Below are 15,020 nucleotides of genomic sequence, written 5' to 3'. Positions count from 1 at the left end.
CGGATAAGGAAGAGGCTAGAGGGGCGGCTTGCCGCGCTTGCGGCGAAAGTAATTGCTGAGGCGTCGGGCAGCCTCTTCGGCCAGCACGCCGGCGCACACCTCGATGCGGTGATTGTGGCGGGGGTCGGCGATGAGGTCGAACACGCTGCCACAGGCACCGGTCTTGGGGTCGGGCGTGGCATAGACCAGCCGGGCGATGCGCGCGTGGACCAGGGCCATGGCGCACATCGCGCAGGGCTCGAGGCTGACATAGAGCGTCGTGCCGGGCAGCCGATGGTTTCGGACTCGCTGACCGGCCTCTCGCAGCGCGACGATCTCGGCGTGGGCACTCGGATCCTGCCAGGCGATGTTCCGATTGAAGCCACGGCCGATGACCTCGCCGGCGGCGTCCACCAGCAAGGCGGCCACCGGCACCTCGTCGTGCTCGCGCTCGGCCTCGTCGGCCAGCGCCAGCACTTCGCGCATGCAGGCCTCGTCGCGGGCTGCGTCGAAGGGCACGGCGCTCACGGACCGGGGACTCCGCCCTCGGCGGGCGCCGCCGGCCGCGCCGGCCCGCGCTCGATGACGTCGATATCCGGATCCTTCCAGCTGCCGTTGACGCTGTAGAGGGTCCGGGTGATCTGCTTGAACGGCTTCTGCAGCACGGCCTGGGCCACCGCGCCGAGCGCCGCGCCGGCGGGCCCGGCAGCCAGCGCGCCCACCACGGGCAGCACGTTGCCGGCCCGCGGCAGGACTTCCATGGTCTGCGCATACTCCTGCACGCGCAGGCCGGTGCGGCCGCGCAGGCGGATCTCGGCCGAAGGACTGTCGATCAGCAGCTCGTCGGTCCAGGCGCTGCCGTCCTCGAGCACGAAGTCGCCCTCGATGCGATTGAAGGCGAGTCCGGAGCGGAAGAAGTCACTGAAGTCGAGGGCGAGCCGGCGCGGGATCTCGCTGAGGCTGAACAGACCGAAGAGGCGCCCTGCCCCGGGGTCGACATCCGGGATGCGACCACTGCCGACCGACAGGCTGAGCCGGCCATTGACCTCGGCCAGCGAGAACGCGCTGGGCGGGCCTGGCCATTCGCCTTCGAGCGTGACCAGGGTCTGCCCACCCTCGACGAACTCGGAGAAGCCGAGGGCACGCAGCATGCCGCCCAGGCTTTCCGCGGTGAACTCGATGCCGAAGCGCGAGTAGCTACCGCCGGGGGCTGCCAGCCAATCGCCGCGGGCAGTCAGCGAAAGCGCCTCGGAGCGCGCGGTGAACTGCTCGATATGCATGGCGCCACCCTGCGGGTAGGCCTCGAGACGGGTGTTTCCGAGCTCGGCAGCGCCGACCCTCAGATCCTCCACGTGGACGTGCAGCGGAGGCACGGTGGCGGGGTCGATGGGGTGGCCCTTGCCACTGCTGCCCGGCGAACCCTGCTCGTCAGCCGGCCAGTACATGCGCTCGAAGCGCGCGGTGACGCCCCGCTGCAGCAGCTCTGCAGCGCCCGGGATCTCGATCTCACCCTGCAGCCGCTCCCCCTCGAACCCGATTCGTGTGGCCTCGGCGTCTCGGCTGTAGCGCAGCCGCGTCTCGCCAAAGCCGCGCCCGAACAGATCCAGCTCACCACTGCGCAGGTCGATGCTTCTCAGCATCCCGCCCCCGCTCCCGCCGAGCTCGATCCAGCCACCGAGATCAAGCACCGGCACCTGGCCGATCACGGCCAGGCCCTGCTCCGGCGCTCCTTCACCCGCTGTTTCGCCGAAGCTGGCGAGGCCGTTGAACGGCACACCCTTGGCCCACAGACCGCGAAGCCGCATCAGTTCGCCAAGCTCCAGCCGCACATCCTTGGCCGCACCGGCCAATTCGACCCGCAATGCCAGCGGCAGGGGCGTGGCGGGCGACTTGCGCAGCGGTGCAGGCAGTCGAAGCGCGGTGCCGACCAGGTCGCTGTCCAGCTCGAGCACCGGAGGCAGGGACCTGTCACGCGGAATCTCGAGCCCGATGTCCCAGCCCGAGACCCCTGACAGCGAGGGCTTGAGCCAGTCCAGCTCGGGCTGGGTGTCGATCAGTGACCCGGCATCCAGCCGTCCGATCAGCCGCGCCTCGACCATATTGGCAGCCAAGGTGACGGGCGCGCCGACGCGCAGCTCGAAACGTGCCGGGCGACCCACGTGCAGCACGTCGAGTCCCGGTGTTTCCACACCGCGTTCGGTGAAGCGCAGCGGCCCGCTGGCACCGTCGAAGGCGATCCCCCACTCCTCGTGGCGCAGGTCGACTTCCTCCAGCAGCAGGGAGCCATCGACCCGCGGCGCCCCCAGCTCGCGCTTGAGCGGGATCTGCAGGCCGACGTCGGCCTGGGCCGGTCCATACGCCCGCACCCGCTCAAGCCCGGGCGCCAGGGTTTTCCACAGGGGCGTGGCACGCAGCAGGCGCAGCAGGGCGGTACTGTCGGTCGGCGCCTGCAGGCGCACGCGAAGCATGCTCTCGCGGAAGCGGGCGATGCTGCCCTGCACGCGCTCGATCCCGATGCCGGCCAGCTCTGCGCTGCCATCGAACTGCATGCTGTCGTTGATGAAACGTGCCTCGCCACTGAGCGCTTCGCCGACCGGCCAGTCGGGTCGGTACCTGAGGCGCAGCGAATCGAGCATCGCCAATGCCTCCATGCGTCCCTCTCCTGCCTGGAACGGCCAGTCGGACAGGTCACCGTGCAGCAGCAGGGCGCCGCGCTCCAGCCGTCCCGCTTCGATCGCCTCATTGAGCCAGCCAACGGCCTTCTCCGGCATCCTGTCCAGGACCCAGAAGCGTTTGGCGACGGTGATGTCGGCCGGGGCGACGGCCACCCTCAGATCGGCGCTGGGCGCGCCACCGTCGAAGCACAGGCCGCCCTCGGCGGCAATCGAGTACTCGGGTTCGGCCAGCGCCAGATCCAGCGCATGCAGGCACCAGTGGCCCGCCTCATCGCGCCAGGAGACGAGGTCGCCGCGGACCGCGGGAGACATCGGTGCGGCCAGGCTGCGCCAGTCGAGCTGCAACGGGTCCGCCTGAACGTGGTAGAGAGCCTGGCCGCCGACACCCTCGGCGCGCAGGTCCAGCCCCGCGATGCCGGGAATCCGGCCAGCCGCCTCACTGCGCAGCTGGCGCGCCTCGACCCACCAGCGCGGCGCGCCATCGCCGGACCAGTCCACGCGCAGGGCCTCGATCCGGCCACCGGCCACCACCGATGCCAGCCGCGCCCGCACTGGCGGTGCTGCCGGCAGACTTCGGGACAGCCAGGGCCACCAGAGACCGAGATCCCAGTCGGTGAGCTGCAGGGAACGCTCGGGCCCCGCCGTCAGATAGCGCAGCCAGCCGTTCGGCGCGGCGCCGCTGGCATCATGCAGCTGCCACTCGCCACCGTCGGGCAAGGGCAGCCAGGTGCCCTCGAGCGCCAGCGCGGGCAGCGGAGCGGCCGACCCGGCGCCCTCGCCTCCCCCATCGCCGCCGGCCTCGCCTGCGCTGTCCTCGATGGCCGGGGTATCACCGCTGGCGGCCGACGCCGCCTCCGGCGTCAGACGGGCGCGAAACTGAAGGCCGCTGAGGCGGCCATCGACCCAGTCGGCCCAGGCATCGCCCTCGACCAGGCTCGGCGGCAGCTGCCAGTCGCTGTCGAGGGTGGCGCCGAGCCAGTCATCCAGCGGAGCCCGACGCAGGCCAAGATGCAGCGTGCCCGCTCGCAGGTCGGGGGCGGCGTGCAGCCGCAGGCGGATCGGCGGGCTGTCGTCGATGAACACCTGCAGGGCCAAGGCGAACTGTCCGCCCTGGGGTCGCATGCGGCCATCCACCCGGGCCAGGCGCAGGTCGAGCCCGTCGACCTCGCTGCGCAGCTGCAGGCTGGCCTCGTCGAGCACCACCTCGCCGATCCGGTCGAGCAGCTGCAGATCCAGTGGGCCGTCGGCGCGGGTGGCCAGGACCAGCCCGCGGACCTGCCAGTCGCCCTCGCCCCGACGCTCGACGACCAGCTCCGGCCGGCTCACCTGCAGGGTGCTCAACGTGTTGCCCGGCCACCAGCCGCTGAACGGGCGCAGCCACAAGGTCGCATCGGCCACGCTCGGCCCGTCGGCGCCGCCGATGCGAAGGCCGCTGAGCTGCAGACGCACCCCGCTGCCCGTCCACTCGGCCTGCACGGCATCGAGCTCCACGGGCACGCCGAGCTGGCGCTGCATGAAGGCAGCGACCTCGTCCGGTCGCGACTGCAGGGTCGGCAGCAGCTGCGAGAGCACCGCCACCGCGAGCCCGGCGAGGATCAGCAGACCGGTCAGCAGCGCCAGCACTACCCGGCGCAGTCGCCGCAGGCGGCGGCGCCAGCCACTCATCCCGGTCCGCTCCAGAGGATCCGGATGCGGGCGCGCCGAGTGCTCACAGCAGCACCACGTCGAACTGCTCCTGGCTGTAACGCTCGTCGGCCTGCAGGCGGATGGTCTTGCCGATGAACTCCTCCAGCTCGGCCACCGCGGCAGACTCCTCCTCGAGGATCTTGGCCACTACCTTGGGCGGCGCGAGCACCAGCAGGGTCTCGGCCTCGAACTGGCGCACCGCGCGGGTGATCTCGCGGAAGATCTCGTAGGTGACCGTCTCAAGGGTCTTCAGGCTGCCGCGGCCCGAGCAGGCCGGACACGGCTCGCAGAGCTGGCGCTCCAGGCTTTCGGTGGTCCGCTTGCGGGTCATCTCGACCAGGCCCAGCGGCGAGAACTCGTAGACCGTGGTCTTGGCGTGGTCGCGGGCCAGCGACTTCTCCAGCTGGCGCAGCACCTGGCGACGGTGTTCGGCATCGGCCATGTCGATGAAGTCGATGATGATGATCCCGCCCAGGTTGCGCAGGCGCAGCTGCCGCGCGACGGCCTGGGCGGCCTCGAGGTTGGTCCGGTAGACCGTGTCCTCGAGGTTGCGGTGGCCGAGAAAGGCGCCGGTGTTGACGTCGACCGTGGTCATCGCCTCGGTCTGGTCAATGATCAGGTGCCCTCCCGACTTCAGCGGCACGTCCTTCTGCAGGGCGCGCTGGATCTCGTCCTCGACCCCGAACAGATCGAAGATCGGCCGCTCCCCCGGATAGTGCTCGAGCACCTCGACCATCTCCGGCATGAAACGCTCGATGAACTGCACCATGCGGTCGTAGCTTTCCCGCGAGTCGACGCGCACTTTTTCCACGTCACGACGCATCAGGTCGCGCAGGGCGCGCAGCGGCAGCGACAGGTCCTCGTAGATGCAGCGTCCGACCGGCGACTCGCGCATGCCCTCCTCGATCACCCGCCAGACCTTCTGCAGGTAGACGATGTCCTCGGCCATGGCCTCGCCGGGCTGGCCCTCCGCATTGGTCCGGATGATGTAACCCGGCCCCTTCTCGCCGGCGTCGGGCAGCTGCACCTGCAGCGCCTCCTTGAGCCGGGCGCGCTCGGCCTCGTCCTCGATCCGCACCGACACGCCCAAAACCTTGGCGAAGGGCAGCAGGACCAGGTAGCGCGAGGGAATGCTGAGCTGGGTGGTCAGCCGCGCGCCCTTGCTGCCGATCGGATCCTTGACCACCTGCACGATCACGTCCTGGCCCTCGCGGACCAGCTCGTGGATCGGCGGGGTCGGCGGCGGCGCCTCGCCCTCCTCGACCACCATGCCCTGAAGCGCACGGACGATGTCCGACGCGTGCAGGAAGGCCGCACGGGCCAGTCCGATGTCGACGAAGGCCGCCTGCATGCCGGGCATGACCCGTTGCACCCTGCCCTTGTAGATGTTGCCGACGTAGCCGCGCTTGGAGGCGCGCTCGATGTGCACCTCCTGCAGCATGCCGTTCTCGACTACCGCGACGCGGGTCTCGCGCGGGGTGACATTGATCAGGATTTCCTCGGACATGGCTGGCCCTCCCTAGCCGGCTTGGTAACAGTGTGGGCAGGCGGCGGAGGTCATCATTGGCCTTCCGTGCTCAGCCTGCGGTGTCGCTGGCCGACCATGATGCCAAAGCCGGCCATCCCATCGCCGCGAGGGCCTGCGCGGTTTCGTACACCGGCAGGCCCATGACGCCCGTGTAGCTGCCCTGCAGCTGGGCGACAAAAGCCGCGGCACGGCCCTGCACGGCGTAGGCTCCGGCCTTGCCGAAGGCCTCGCCGCTGGCGACATAGCCTTCGATCAGGGCGTCATCCAGCGTATCGAAGCGCACCTCGGAACGACTGACCGCCCGTTGCTCGCGGCCCGCGCTGACCACCCAGACCACGCTGATCACCTCGTGACTGCGGCCCGACAGCCTGCGCAGCATGGATGCGGCGTCGGCGGCATCACGCGGCTTGCCGAACACCTCGTCGTCCAGCACCACCTCGGTATCGGCGCCGATCACCGTGGCGCCCGGCTGCGCTGAGACCTGCAGCAGGCCGGCGCCGGCCTTCTCCCGGGCCACCCGACTGACATAGTCGAAGGGCGCCTCGCCGGCGTCGCGGATCTCCGGCAGGTCGAGGTCGAGGGTGCCGAATCGGTAGCCGAGCTGGGCCAGCAGCTGCTGGCGACGGGGAGATTTCGAGGCGAGATAGAGCATGACGGAAGCTTAGCGGCTGGGGCGTCCATGTGGACGCGTGCGGGCTGAACGAGGGGCCGGCTACCATCGGGCAAGGCAGGGCGGAGGCGGCAGGAGCCATGCGTCTTCACATCGAACGCGGACTGGTCCTGGTCTTGGGTGAGGCCAGCGACTCCGGGGTGCATGCCCACCGGGCGGCGCAGCTGGTCTGGACCGACGCGCAACCGCTGTCCGTCAATCGCGATGGCGCACCGGAATCACTCGGCTTCTGCGCGCTGGCGCCCCTGCAGACCCATCGCATCCGCGGCACCGGGCAGCCGGTGGCCCACCTCTTCGTCGACTGCGGTCAGCCGGCCTGGGAGCGCTGGGTAGCCGCAGGTGGCCACCCGCGGGCGCCCGACCCCAGCCTTTCGGCACGCCTCCAGGCGGCCCGTGATATGCCGCCCCGGCCTTCGGCCCTGTCCGCCCTGGCCAGAGACTGGCGCAAGGCCAGCCTGGTGGGCCTCGAGGACACCCTGCCCAGCGATCCCAGAATTCTCGAGGCAGCAGCGCGGATCGATGCGGACCCGGCCGGGCGGGCCTGGAACCACCGCCAGCTGGCCGCCGCGGCCGGCCTGTCGCCCAGCCGCTTCCTCGCCCTGTTCCGCGAGCAGCTCGGCATGCCGGTGCGCAACTACGTGCTCTGGCGTCGTCTGCTCCTGGCCGTCTCCGGCCTGCGCGCCGGACAGAACGTCACCATGGCTGCGCTCGACGCTGGATTCGCCGATGCCGCGCATTTCAGCCGCAGCTTCCGCCAGGTGATCGGCGCCGCACCCTCCGAGCTGCGCGATGCGCAGTGGTCCACCGCCGAGGCCGGCTGAGCCCTCCTCGCTGGTGAAGGCGGCGTGATGCCGAACCCGCCGCGCTCGCCTAGCATTGCCATCATCCCCGTGCCTTGGAGCAGCCGATGAGCGATCCCGCCAGGAAGTCCCCCGGCAAGGGGCTGGGCAAGCGACTGCTCCTGGTCGGCGTGCTGCTGGCGGTCGCCTTCGCCCTGTACCGCAGCGGGCTGCTCGCCGAGCTCGACCTCGAATCGCTGAAGGCGCGCCAAGCCGAGCTGTCCGGCTGGGTCGAGGCCAACTTCCTGCTGGCGCTGGGCGCCTACTTCCTGCTCTACGTCGCGGTGACCGCGCTGTCGCTGCCCGGGGCCGCCATCCTGACCCTCGGCGCCGGCGCGGTGTTCGGCCTGCTCTGGGGCACGGTGCTGGTTTCGTTCGCCAGCACGATCGGCGCCACGGCGGCCTTCCTGGTTGCCCGCTTCCTGCTCCGCGACACTCTGTCCAGCCGCTTCGGCGAACGCATGAAGCGCTTCGATGAGGGCGTCCGCCGTGACGGCGCGTTCTTCCTGTTCACCCTGCGCCTGGTCCCGGTGTTTCCGTTCTTCATCGTCAACATCCTGGCCGGCCTCAGCGCGCTGCGCGTCGGCACCTTCTACTGGGTCAGCCAGCTCGGCATGCTGCCGGCGACGATCGCCTATGTGTATGCCGGCACCCAGCTGGCCGAGCTGGAGTCGGCCAAGGACGTGCTGAGCCCGGGCCTGATCGGCGCCTTCGTGGTGATCGGACTGCTGCCCCTGCTGCTGCGCGGGCTGACCCGCTGGCTGCAGGCGCGACGGGTCTACAAGGGACACAGGAAACCCGCCCGCTTCGACTACAACCTGATCGCCATCGGCGCCGGCTCGGCGGGTCTGGTGACCAGCTACATCGGCGCGGCGGTGAAAGCGAAGGTCGCGCTGATCGAGAAGCACCGCATGGGCGGCGACTGCCTCAATACCGGCTGCGTGCCCTCCAAGGCACTGATCCGCACCGCTCGCCTTCTGGCCGAGGCGCGCGACAGCCAGCGCTACGGGATCGACCGGATGCAGGCCGAGTTCGACTTCGCCACGGTGATGGAGCGCGTGCAGACCGTGATCGGCAAGGTCGAGCCGCATGACTCGGTCGAGCGCTACACCGGGCTCGGCGTCGATGTCATCAAGGGCGAGGCGCGGCTGGTCTCGCCCTGGGAGGTCGAGGTCGAGGGCCGAAGGATCAGCGCGCGCAGCATCGTCATCGCCACCGGGGGACGCCCGGCGCTGCCCGACCTGCCAGGCCTCGAGGAGGTGCCCTACCTCACCTCGGACACGATCTGGTCGCTGCGCGAACGCCCGGCCCGCCTGCTGGTTCTGGGCGGCGGACCGATCGGCTGCGAGCTGGCCCAGTGCTTTGCCCGCCTCGGCAGCGCGGTGACCGTGGTCAGCCGCGGCGAGCGCCTGCTGCCCAAGGAAGACGCCGATGCCGGCGAGCACCTGGCGCAGCGGCTGCGCGACGAGGGCCTGACCCTCGCCCTGCGCCACAGCGCCCTGCGCATCGAGCGACGCGGCGAGGGCCACGCCCTGGTCTGCGAGATCGACGGCCGCGAGACCGAGTTCGGCTTCGACCGCCTGCTGCTGGCAGTCGGCCGTCGCGCCAACGTCGAAGGATTCGGGCTGCAGGAACTCGGCGTGCGCCTCGCCCGCGGCGGCACCATCGAGCACGACGCGCTGATGCGCACCAACTTCCCGAACATCCACGTCTGCGGCGACGTGGCCGGCCCCTACCAGTTCACCCATGTGTCCTCCCACCAGGCCTGGTATGCCGCGGTGAACGGTCTGCTCGCCCCGTTCTGGTCGTTCCGCGCCGACTACCGGGTGATTCCCTGGGTGACCTTCACCGACCCCGAGGTGGCACGGGTCGGTCTGTCCGAGGACGAGGCGCGGGAGCGCGGCATCGAGGTGGAAGTGACCCGCTACGGTCTCGACGACCTCGACCGCGCCATTGCCGACAGCGCCGACGAGGGTTTCGTCAAGGTGCTGACGCCACCGGGCAAGGACGAGATCCTCGGCGTCAGCATCGTCGGCCAGCACGCTGGCGAGCTGCTGCCCGAATTCGTTCTGGCGATGAAATACCGGCTCGGCCTTAACAAGCTGCTTGGCACCATCCACGTCTATCCGACCTGGAGCGAGGCCAACAAGTACGCCGCCGGCGTCTGGAAGAAGGCCAATGCGCCGCAGGGCGCACTGCGCTGGGCCGAGCGCTTCTTCGCCTGGCGCCGGGGCTGAGCATGCGCTGCGCCGCCCTGCTCCTGCTGCTGGCCGCGCCGCTGCTGCAGGCCGCGCCGCAGGCGGGCTTCGATCATGGGCACGGCGCCTGGAGCGGCCTGCTCGAACGCCATGTCAGCTGGCGCCCGGATGGCCATGCCAGCGTCGTCGACTACGCCGGGTTCGAGTCCGATCGGTCGGCGCTGAAGGCCTATCTCAAGGCACTGTCAGCGGTGCCGGACGAGACGTTCCAGGGCTTCGGGCGCGATGAGCAGCTGGCCTTCCTGATCAACGCCTACAACGCGTTTACCGTTGAACTGGTGCTGGGCGGCTGGCCGGAGATCGAATCGATCAAGGATCTCGGCAGCCTGTTCCGCTCACCCTGGAGGCAGCGCTTCTTCGACCTGCTGGGTCAGCGCCGGCACCTCGACGAGATCGAGCACGAGCTGATCCGCGGCAACCCGCGGCTGGCGGACCCGCGCATCCACTTCGCGGTCAACTGCGCCTCGATCGGCTGCCCGGCGCTGCGCCCCGAGGCCTATGTCGGCACGCGGCTCGACGCCCAGCTCGACGACCAGACCCGGCGCTTCCTGCAGGATCGCTCGCGCAACGGCATCGAGGACGGCGCGCTGCGCGTCTCGCCGATCTTCGACTGGTACGAGGAGGACTTCGGCGCCTCCGATGCGCCGTGGGACTTCCTCGTCCGGCACGCTGCTTGGCTGGCCGACACCCCGGCCGAAGCGGCGCGGATCAGGGCGCGCCAGCCGCGGCTGCGCTTTGGCGACTACGACTGGTCGCTCAACACGGCGCCACGCTGACGCCGGCTTTGCTACCTTCCGGGATACCGAACCGGAGATCCCATGAACAGCGCCAGCCAGAGCATCCACCAGGACGTCCGCGACTACTACGGCCGCATCCTCCAGGGCAGCCAGGACCTCAAGACCGGGGCCTGCTGCAGCGTCGAGTCGCTGTCTCCACGGATGCGCCAGCTGCTGGCCGAGGTGCACCCCGAGGTCAATGCCCGCTTCTATGGCTGCGGCGCGCCGCTGCCGACGGCGCTGGAGGGCTGCCATGTTCTCGATCTCGGCTGCGGCAGCGGTCGCGACGTCTACGTGCTCTCGCGCCTGGTCGGTGAGTCGGGCCGTGTCACCGGCGTCGATATGACCCCCGAGCAGCTCGAGGTGGCGCGCCGGCACCAGGCCTGGCATGCCGAGCGCTACGGCCATGCGCAGAGCAACGTTCGCTTCGTCGAAGGCTACATCGAGGACCTGGAGGGCGCTGGCCTTGCCGATGAGAGCGTCGACGTGGTGGTGTCCAACTGCGTGGTCAACCTCGCCCCCGACAAGGAGGCCGTGTTCCGGGAGGTGCTTCGCGTGCTGAAGCCCGGCGGCGAGCTGTACTTCTCCGACGTGTTCTGCGACCGCCGTCTGCCGCAGGCGCTTCAGGATGATCCCGTGCTGCGCGGAGAGTGCCTCGGCGGCGCGCTGTACACCGAGGACTTCCGCCGCCTGCTCGGCCAGTTGGGCTGCGCCGACGTGCGCGGCGTCGCCCAGGCGCCGGTGCCCCTGCTCGACCCGGAGATCGAGGCGAAGATCGGATTCGCCCGCTTCACCTCGATGACCCTGCGCGTGTTCAAGCTGCCGCTCGAGGACCGCTGCGAGGACTTCGGCCAGGTCGCGACCTACCTTGGCACGATCCCCGACCAGCCTCACGCCTTCGATCTCGATGACCACCACCGCTTCGAGACCGGTCGTCCGCTGCGGGTCTGCGGCAACACCTTCGACATGCTGGGCAAGTCACGGCTGGCCCGGCACTTCCGGCTGGAGGGCGACACCAGCCGCCACTTCGGCCTGTTCGACTGCGGCCCCGCCCAGCCAGCGGCCACGGGCACCGCAGCCGGCGCCTGCTGCTGAACAGGCTGTTTCGCCATGCCTCGGCTCGATGATCTCTGCGTCGTGGTGCCGGTGGGCCCGGGCGATGTCGCCTGGCGTCGCCTGCTCCCGCAGCTGGAAGCCTTGCCGGAAACGGCCGAGATCATCTTCAGCGGCGTCGACGGCGATCCCGGCGCGCCGGCCGCGCAGGCGCTTCCCGGCCTGGAGCGCTGCCTGTGCCTGGCCGGCCCCGCCGGCCGCGCGGCGCAGCAGAACCGCGGCGCCGCGGCCGGGCGCAACGGCTGGCTATGGTTCCTGCACGCCGACAGCCGCCTGCATCCCCGGGCCCTGGCGCGGATCGCGACCCTGCCCGATCGCCCGGCGCTGGCCTACTTTGATCTGGCCTTCGACGATGGCCCCCGCGGCATGCCGATCAACCGCCTCGGCGCCTTCATCCGTTCGCGCTGGCTGCGCATGCCCTTCGGCGACCAGGGACTGCTTCTGCCGCGGCGGCAGTTCGAGGCCCTCGGCGGCTTTGACGAAACGGTCGGCCCGGGCGAGGACCACGCCCTGGTCTGGAAGGCGCGCCGCGCCGGCCTGCCGCTGCACCCTCTCGGCGTTCCCCTGTACACCAGCGCCCGGCGCTATGCCGAACACGGCTGGCTGCGCACCACCGCGCGCCACCTGCGCATGACCTTCGAGCAGGCCCGTCGGTTTTCCGGAGGCGGTGCATGAGCGGGGGGCTGGCCATCTTCGTCAAGACTCCGGGCCTGTCGCCGATCAAGACCCGCCTCGCCCGCAGCCGCGGCCGCGCCTTCGCCGAACACTGGCATCGCATGGCAGCCGCGGCGGTCGCCTCGGTGGTCCAGCGTTTCACCGAAGCCAGCGGCTGGCAGGCCTACTGGGCGGTGGCGGAGAGCGAGGGGCTCTCGCAGTGGTCGGGCCTTCCCTGCCTGGCGCAGGGCGAGGGCGGCCTGGGCGAGCGCATGGGCCGCGTCCATGCCGACCTGCTGCAGCGCCACGGCCGCGCCCTGCTGATCGGGGCAGACAGCCCGCAGCTCACCGCGGCGCATCTGCAGGCCGCCGCCCGGGTGCTGGACGAGGGCGCCGAGCATGTCCTCGGCCCGGCCGATGACGGTGGCTTCTGGCTGCTCGCCAGTCGCGCGCCGATCCCCGAGACGGTCTGGAACGAGGTGCCCTACAGCCAGCCGGACACCGGCCAGCGGATGGAATCGGCGCTGACCGCGCTGGGCGGCTGTCGGCGCCTCGACACCCTGCGCGACCTCGACCGCGCCAGCGACCTTGCGCCGCTTTGTTCGGACCTGTCCGCGCTGCGCGACCCGACCCTTGGCCAGCGGGCACTGGCCGCCTGGCTGCGCGCCGCCCTGGCGGAGCCTGGCGCATGAGCGCCGAGTGGCTGCTGGCCAACGAGGGCCCGCTGCGCCTCGGCATCTTCCTCGGCGTGCTGGGGCTGATGCTGCTCCTGCAGAGGCGCTTTCCGCTGCGCGGCGACGGCCGCTGGTCGCGGCGGCAGGCGGTGAACGCGGGCATGGTTCTGATCGGCACCCTTCTGCTGCGCCTCGCGGTGCCGGTGCTGGCGGTCGGCTGGGCGCTCAAGGTCAGCGAGCGCGGCTGGGGCCTGCTGCCGGCGCTGGGCCTCGATGGCCTCGCCCTCGGCGTGATCGCCGTGCTGCTGCTCGATCTGGCCATCTACTGGCAACACCGGCTGTTCCACCGGATCCCATGGCTGTGGCGGCTGCACCGCGTGCACCACAGCGACACCGCCTTCGACACCACCACCGGCGTGCGCTTCCACCCGCTGGAGCTCCTGCTCAGCCTGGTGATCAAGCTCGTGGTGATCGCCCTGCTCGGGGCCCCGGGGCTGGCCGTGCTGGTGTTCGAGATCCTGCTGTCCAGCGGCGCCCTGTTCACCCATGCCGACTTCGCCCTGCCGCAGCGGCTCGACCGGCGCCTGCGCTGGCTGTTCGTGACGCCCTCGATGCATCGGGTGCATCATTCTCCCCACAGGCATGAAACCGACAGCAACTACGGCTTCCACCTGTCGCTCTGGGACCGGCTGTTTCGCAGCTATCGCGCCGCCCCCGCGGAGCCGGAGTCACGGATGACCATCGGCCTCGCGGATTGGCGTTCGACCGGCGAACAGCGTCTCTTCGCCCTGCTCCGCCAGCCACTGCAGCGCCCTGCGCGCACGACACCCGAGGACCACGATGCGTGACACCCTGCCCCTGCTGGAACCCAGCGACTTTCCCGCCATCGACAGGCGGGCGCTCGGCACCCTGCAGCTGAACCTCGGCTACCTGTGCAACCTCAGCTGCATCCACTGCCATGTCAACGCCGGCCCGCGGCGCACCGAACTGATGGATCGCGAGACCATGCAACTGGCGCTCGACGCGGCCAGACGACACGGCGTGCGCCAGTTCGATCTCACCGGCGGCTCGCCGGAGATGAATCCCGACTTCCGCTGGCTGGTGACCTCGGCCCGCGAGGCCGGCATCGCAGTGATGGACCGGCTCAACCCAACCATCATGGAAGAGCCCGGCTATGAGTGGGTCGGCGAGTTCCTCGCCGCAAACCGCGTCGAGGTGGTTGCCTCTCTGCCCTGCTACAGCGCCGCCAACGTCGATGAGCAGCGCGGAAACGGCGTGTTCGAGAGCTCGATCCGCGCCCTGCAGACCCTCAACGCGCTGGGCTACGGCCAACTCGGCAGCCCGCTGGTGCTGAACCTGGTCTACAACCCCAATGGCGCCTTCCTGCCGCCGCCGCAAGCTGCGCTGGAGGCCGACTACAAGCGTCTGCTGCAGGAACAGTTCGGCATCGTCTTCAACCAGCTGTTCGCCCTGGCAAACATGCCGATCAAGCGCTTCGGCTCCTGGCTGCTCTCCAAGGGCCGCTTCGAGGCCTACATGGCCACCCTGCGCGATGCGCATCGCGACGAGAACCTCGGCTCGGTGATGTGTCGCGACCTGCTCAGCGTCGACTACCGCGGCTACGTCTACGACTGCGACTTCAACCAGATGCTCGACCTGCCCGCCGGCCCGGACGACGGCCACCGACTGCACCTGCGCGACCTGCTGACCGGCGAGGTACCGAAGTCCATACGCGTTGCCGGCCACTGCTACGGCTGCACCGCCGGCCAGGGCTCCAGCTGCGGCGGCGCGCTGGCTGCCTGAGGTCGCGCTGACAAACGGGAGCCATGGGTGCAAATAAGGCATTCATAGGGTGCGGATGGCCGCACCGGGCGTACCGTCCGAACGCCCGTATCGGTGCGTCCAAGGCACCCCCTATGGGGCTTCGCTGACGCCCAACGAGGCTCGACTGTGGGAGCGCCCTTGGGCGCGACCGCGGCACTACGGATTCACCGCAGACCGGGGCTAGACGGTAACTCCGCGGTCGCGCCCAAGGGCGCTCCCACAATTTGACTGCGGCAAGGTCTGCTTTGGGCGCGAAGTTCGCATTCGCCCCGGTCCCGCTGTAGGAGCCAGCTTGCTGGCGATAGGCGCCCCGGATGGGACGATCGCCAGCAAGCTGGCTCCTA

The 15,020-nt window shown here is 70.2% G+C and carries 12 protein-coding genes; 8 read left to right on the top strand and 4 right to left on the bottom strand.

Annotation, left to right across the window (positions count from 1 at the left end; genetic code table 11):
- Positions 1–15: 15 nt before the first annotated feature.
- The 4 genes from tadA to M0G41_RS15680 form a co-directional block, all read right to left on the bottom strand.
- Positions 16–507, bottom strand: a complete 492-nt coding sequence (gene tadA / locus M0G41_RS15695) for a tRNA adenosine(34) deaminase TadA (RefSeq protein WP_343226497.1) — start codon at positions 505–507, stop codon at positions 16–18.
- Entirely contained in the window at positions 504–4,319 is a 3,816-nt protein-coding gene (locus M0G41_RS15690; RefSeq protein ID WP_248210880.1) for a YhdP family protein, read from the bottom strand. Before M0G41_RS15690 ends, tadA begins: the two co-directional genes overlap by 4 nt.
- Before the next feature lie 43 nt (positions 4,320–4,362).
- The gene (gene rng, locus M0G41_RS15685; protein ID WP_248210879.1) at positions 4,363–5,847 is read right to left on the bottom strand and encodes a ribonuclease G; all 1,485 of its coding nucleotides are present in this window, start codon (positions 5,845–5,847) and stop codon (positions 4,363–4,365) included.
- 70 nt (positions 5,848–5,917) lie between these two features.
- The gene (locus tag M0G41_RS15680) at positions 5,918–6,520 is read right to left on the bottom strand and encodes a Maf family protein (protein ID WP_248210878.1); all 603 of its coding nucleotides are present in this window, start codon (positions 6,518–6,520) and stop codon (positions 5,918–5,920) included.
- 98 nt (positions 6,521–6,618) lie between these two features.
- Between M0G41_RS15680 and M0G41_RS15675 the strand changes: the two genes are divergently transcribed.
- The 8 genes from M0G41_RS15675 (at position 6,619) to arsS (ending at position 14,655) form a co-directional block, all read left to right on the top strand.
- Complete coding sequence (locus M0G41_RS15675; protein WP_248210876.1) at positions 6,619–7,359, top strand: helix-turn-helix transcriptional regulator; 741 nt, start codon at positions 6,619–6,621, stop codon at positions 7,357–7,359.
- A gap of 86 nt (positions 7,360–7,445) precedes the next feature.
- A complete protein-coding gene (locus M0G41_RS15670; RefSeq protein ID WP_248210873.1) occupies positions 7,446–9,614 on the top strand; it encodes an FAD-dependent oxidoreductase in 2,169 nt (722 codons plus the stop codon).
- A gap of 2 nt (positions 9,615–9,616) precedes the next feature.
- Positions 9,617–10,411: a DUF547 domain-containing protein gene (locus M0G41_RS15665; RefSeq protein ID WP_248210871.1), complete on the top strand. Its 795-nt coding sequence runs from the start codon at positions 9,617–9,619 to the stop codon at positions 10,409–10,411.
- A 42-nt stretch (positions 10,412–10,453) separates the two neighbouring features.
- Positions 10,454–11,506, top strand: coding sequence for a methyltransferase domain-containing protein (locus tag M0G41_RS15660; protein ID WP_248210869.1), 1,053 nt, complete (start codon positions 10,454–10,456; stop codon positions 11,504–11,506).
- 15 nt (positions 11,507–11,521) lie between these two features.
- Complete coding sequence (locus tag M0G41_RS15655; protein ID WP_248210868.1) at positions 11,522–12,199, top strand: glycosyl transferase family 2; 678 nt, start codon at positions 11,522–11,524, stop codon at positions 12,197–12,199.
- On the top strand, positions 12,196–12,870 hold the full coding sequence (locus M0G41_RS15650) for a TIGR04282 family arsenosugar biosynthesis glycosyltransferase (RefSeq protein ID WP_248210867.1): 675 nt from the start codon (positions 12,196–12,198) through the stop codon (positions 12,868–12,870). Before M0G41_RS15655 ends, M0G41_RS15650 begins: the two co-directional genes overlap by 4 nt.
- Entirely contained in the window at positions 12,867–13,700 is an 834-nt protein-coding gene (locus M0G41_RS15645) for a sterol desaturase family protein (protein WP_248210866.1), read from the top strand. The genes M0G41_RS15650 and M0G41_RS15645 overlap by 4 nt, the downstream gene beginning before the upstream one ends.
- The gene (gene arsS / locus M0G41_RS15640) at positions 13,693–14,655 is read left to right on the top strand and encodes an arsenosugar biosynthesis radical SAM (seleno)protein ArsS (protein WP_248210865.1); all 963 of its coding nucleotides are present in this window, start codon (positions 13,693–13,695) and stop codon (positions 14,653–14,655) included. The genes M0G41_RS15645 and arsS overlap by 8 nt, the downstream gene beginning before the upstream one ends.
- Positions 14,656–15,020: the final 365 nt, after the last annotated feature.

Source organism: Pseudomarimonas salicorniae, from assembly GCF_023156535.1.
GTDB classification, from domain to species: Bacteria; Pseudomonadota; Gammaproteobacteria; order Xanthomonadales; family Xanthomonadaceae; genus Pseudomarimonas; species Pseudomarimonas salicorniae.
This window is presented reverse-complemented; position numbering and strand designations above follow the sequence as displayed.

What these genes read in the sequence shown, in the direction of transcription:
- M0G41_RS15690 (WP_248210880.1), bottom strand. Translation starts at nt 4,319, where the DNA reads ATGAGTGGCTGGCGCCGCCGCCTGCGGCGACTGCGCCGGGTAGTGCTG.
- rng (WP_248210879.1), bottom strand. Translation starts at nt 5,847, where the DNA reads ATGTCCGAGGAAATCCTGATCAATGTCACCCCGCGCGAGACCCGCGTC.
- M0G41_RS15680 (WP_248210878.1), bottom strand. Translation starts at nt 6,520, where the DNA reads ATGCTCTATCTCGCCTCGAAATCTCCCCGTCGCCAGCAGCTGCTGGCC.
- M0G41_RS15675 (WP_248210876.1), top strand. Translation starts at nt 6,619, where the DNA reads ATGCGTCTTCACATCGAACGCGGACTGGTCCTGGTCTTGGGTGAGGCC.
- M0G41_RS15670 (WP_248210873.1), top strand. Translation starts at nt 7,446, where the DNA reads ATGAGCGATCCCGCCAGGAAGTCCCCCGGCAAGGGGCTGGGCAAGCGA.
- M0G41_RS15665 (WP_248210871.1), top strand. Translation starts at nt 9,617, where the DNA reads ATGCGCTGCGCCGCCCTGCTCCTGCTGCTGGCCGCGCCGCTGCTGCAG.
- M0G41_RS15660 (WP_248210869.1), top strand. Translation starts at nt 10,454, where the DNA reads ATGAACAGCGCCAGCCAGAGCATCCACCAGGACGTCCGCGACTACTAC.
- M0G41_RS15655 (WP_248210868.1), top strand. Translation starts at nt 11,522, where the DNA reads ATGCCTCGGCTCGATGATCTCTGCGTCGTGGTGCCGGTGGGCCCGGGC.
- M0G41_RS15650 (WP_248210867.1), top strand. Translation starts at nt 12,196, where the DNA reads ATGAGCGGGGGGCTGGCCATCTTCGTCAAGACTCCGGGCCTGTCGCCG.
- M0G41_RS15645 (WP_248210866.1), top strand. Translation starts at nt 12,867, where the DNA reads ATGAGCGCCGAGTGGCTGCTGGCCAACGAGGGCCCGCTGCGCCTCGGC.
- arsS (WP_248210865.1), top strand. Translation starts at nt 13,693, where the DNA reads ATGCGTGACACCCTGCCCCTGCTGGAACCCAGCGACTTTCCCGCCATC.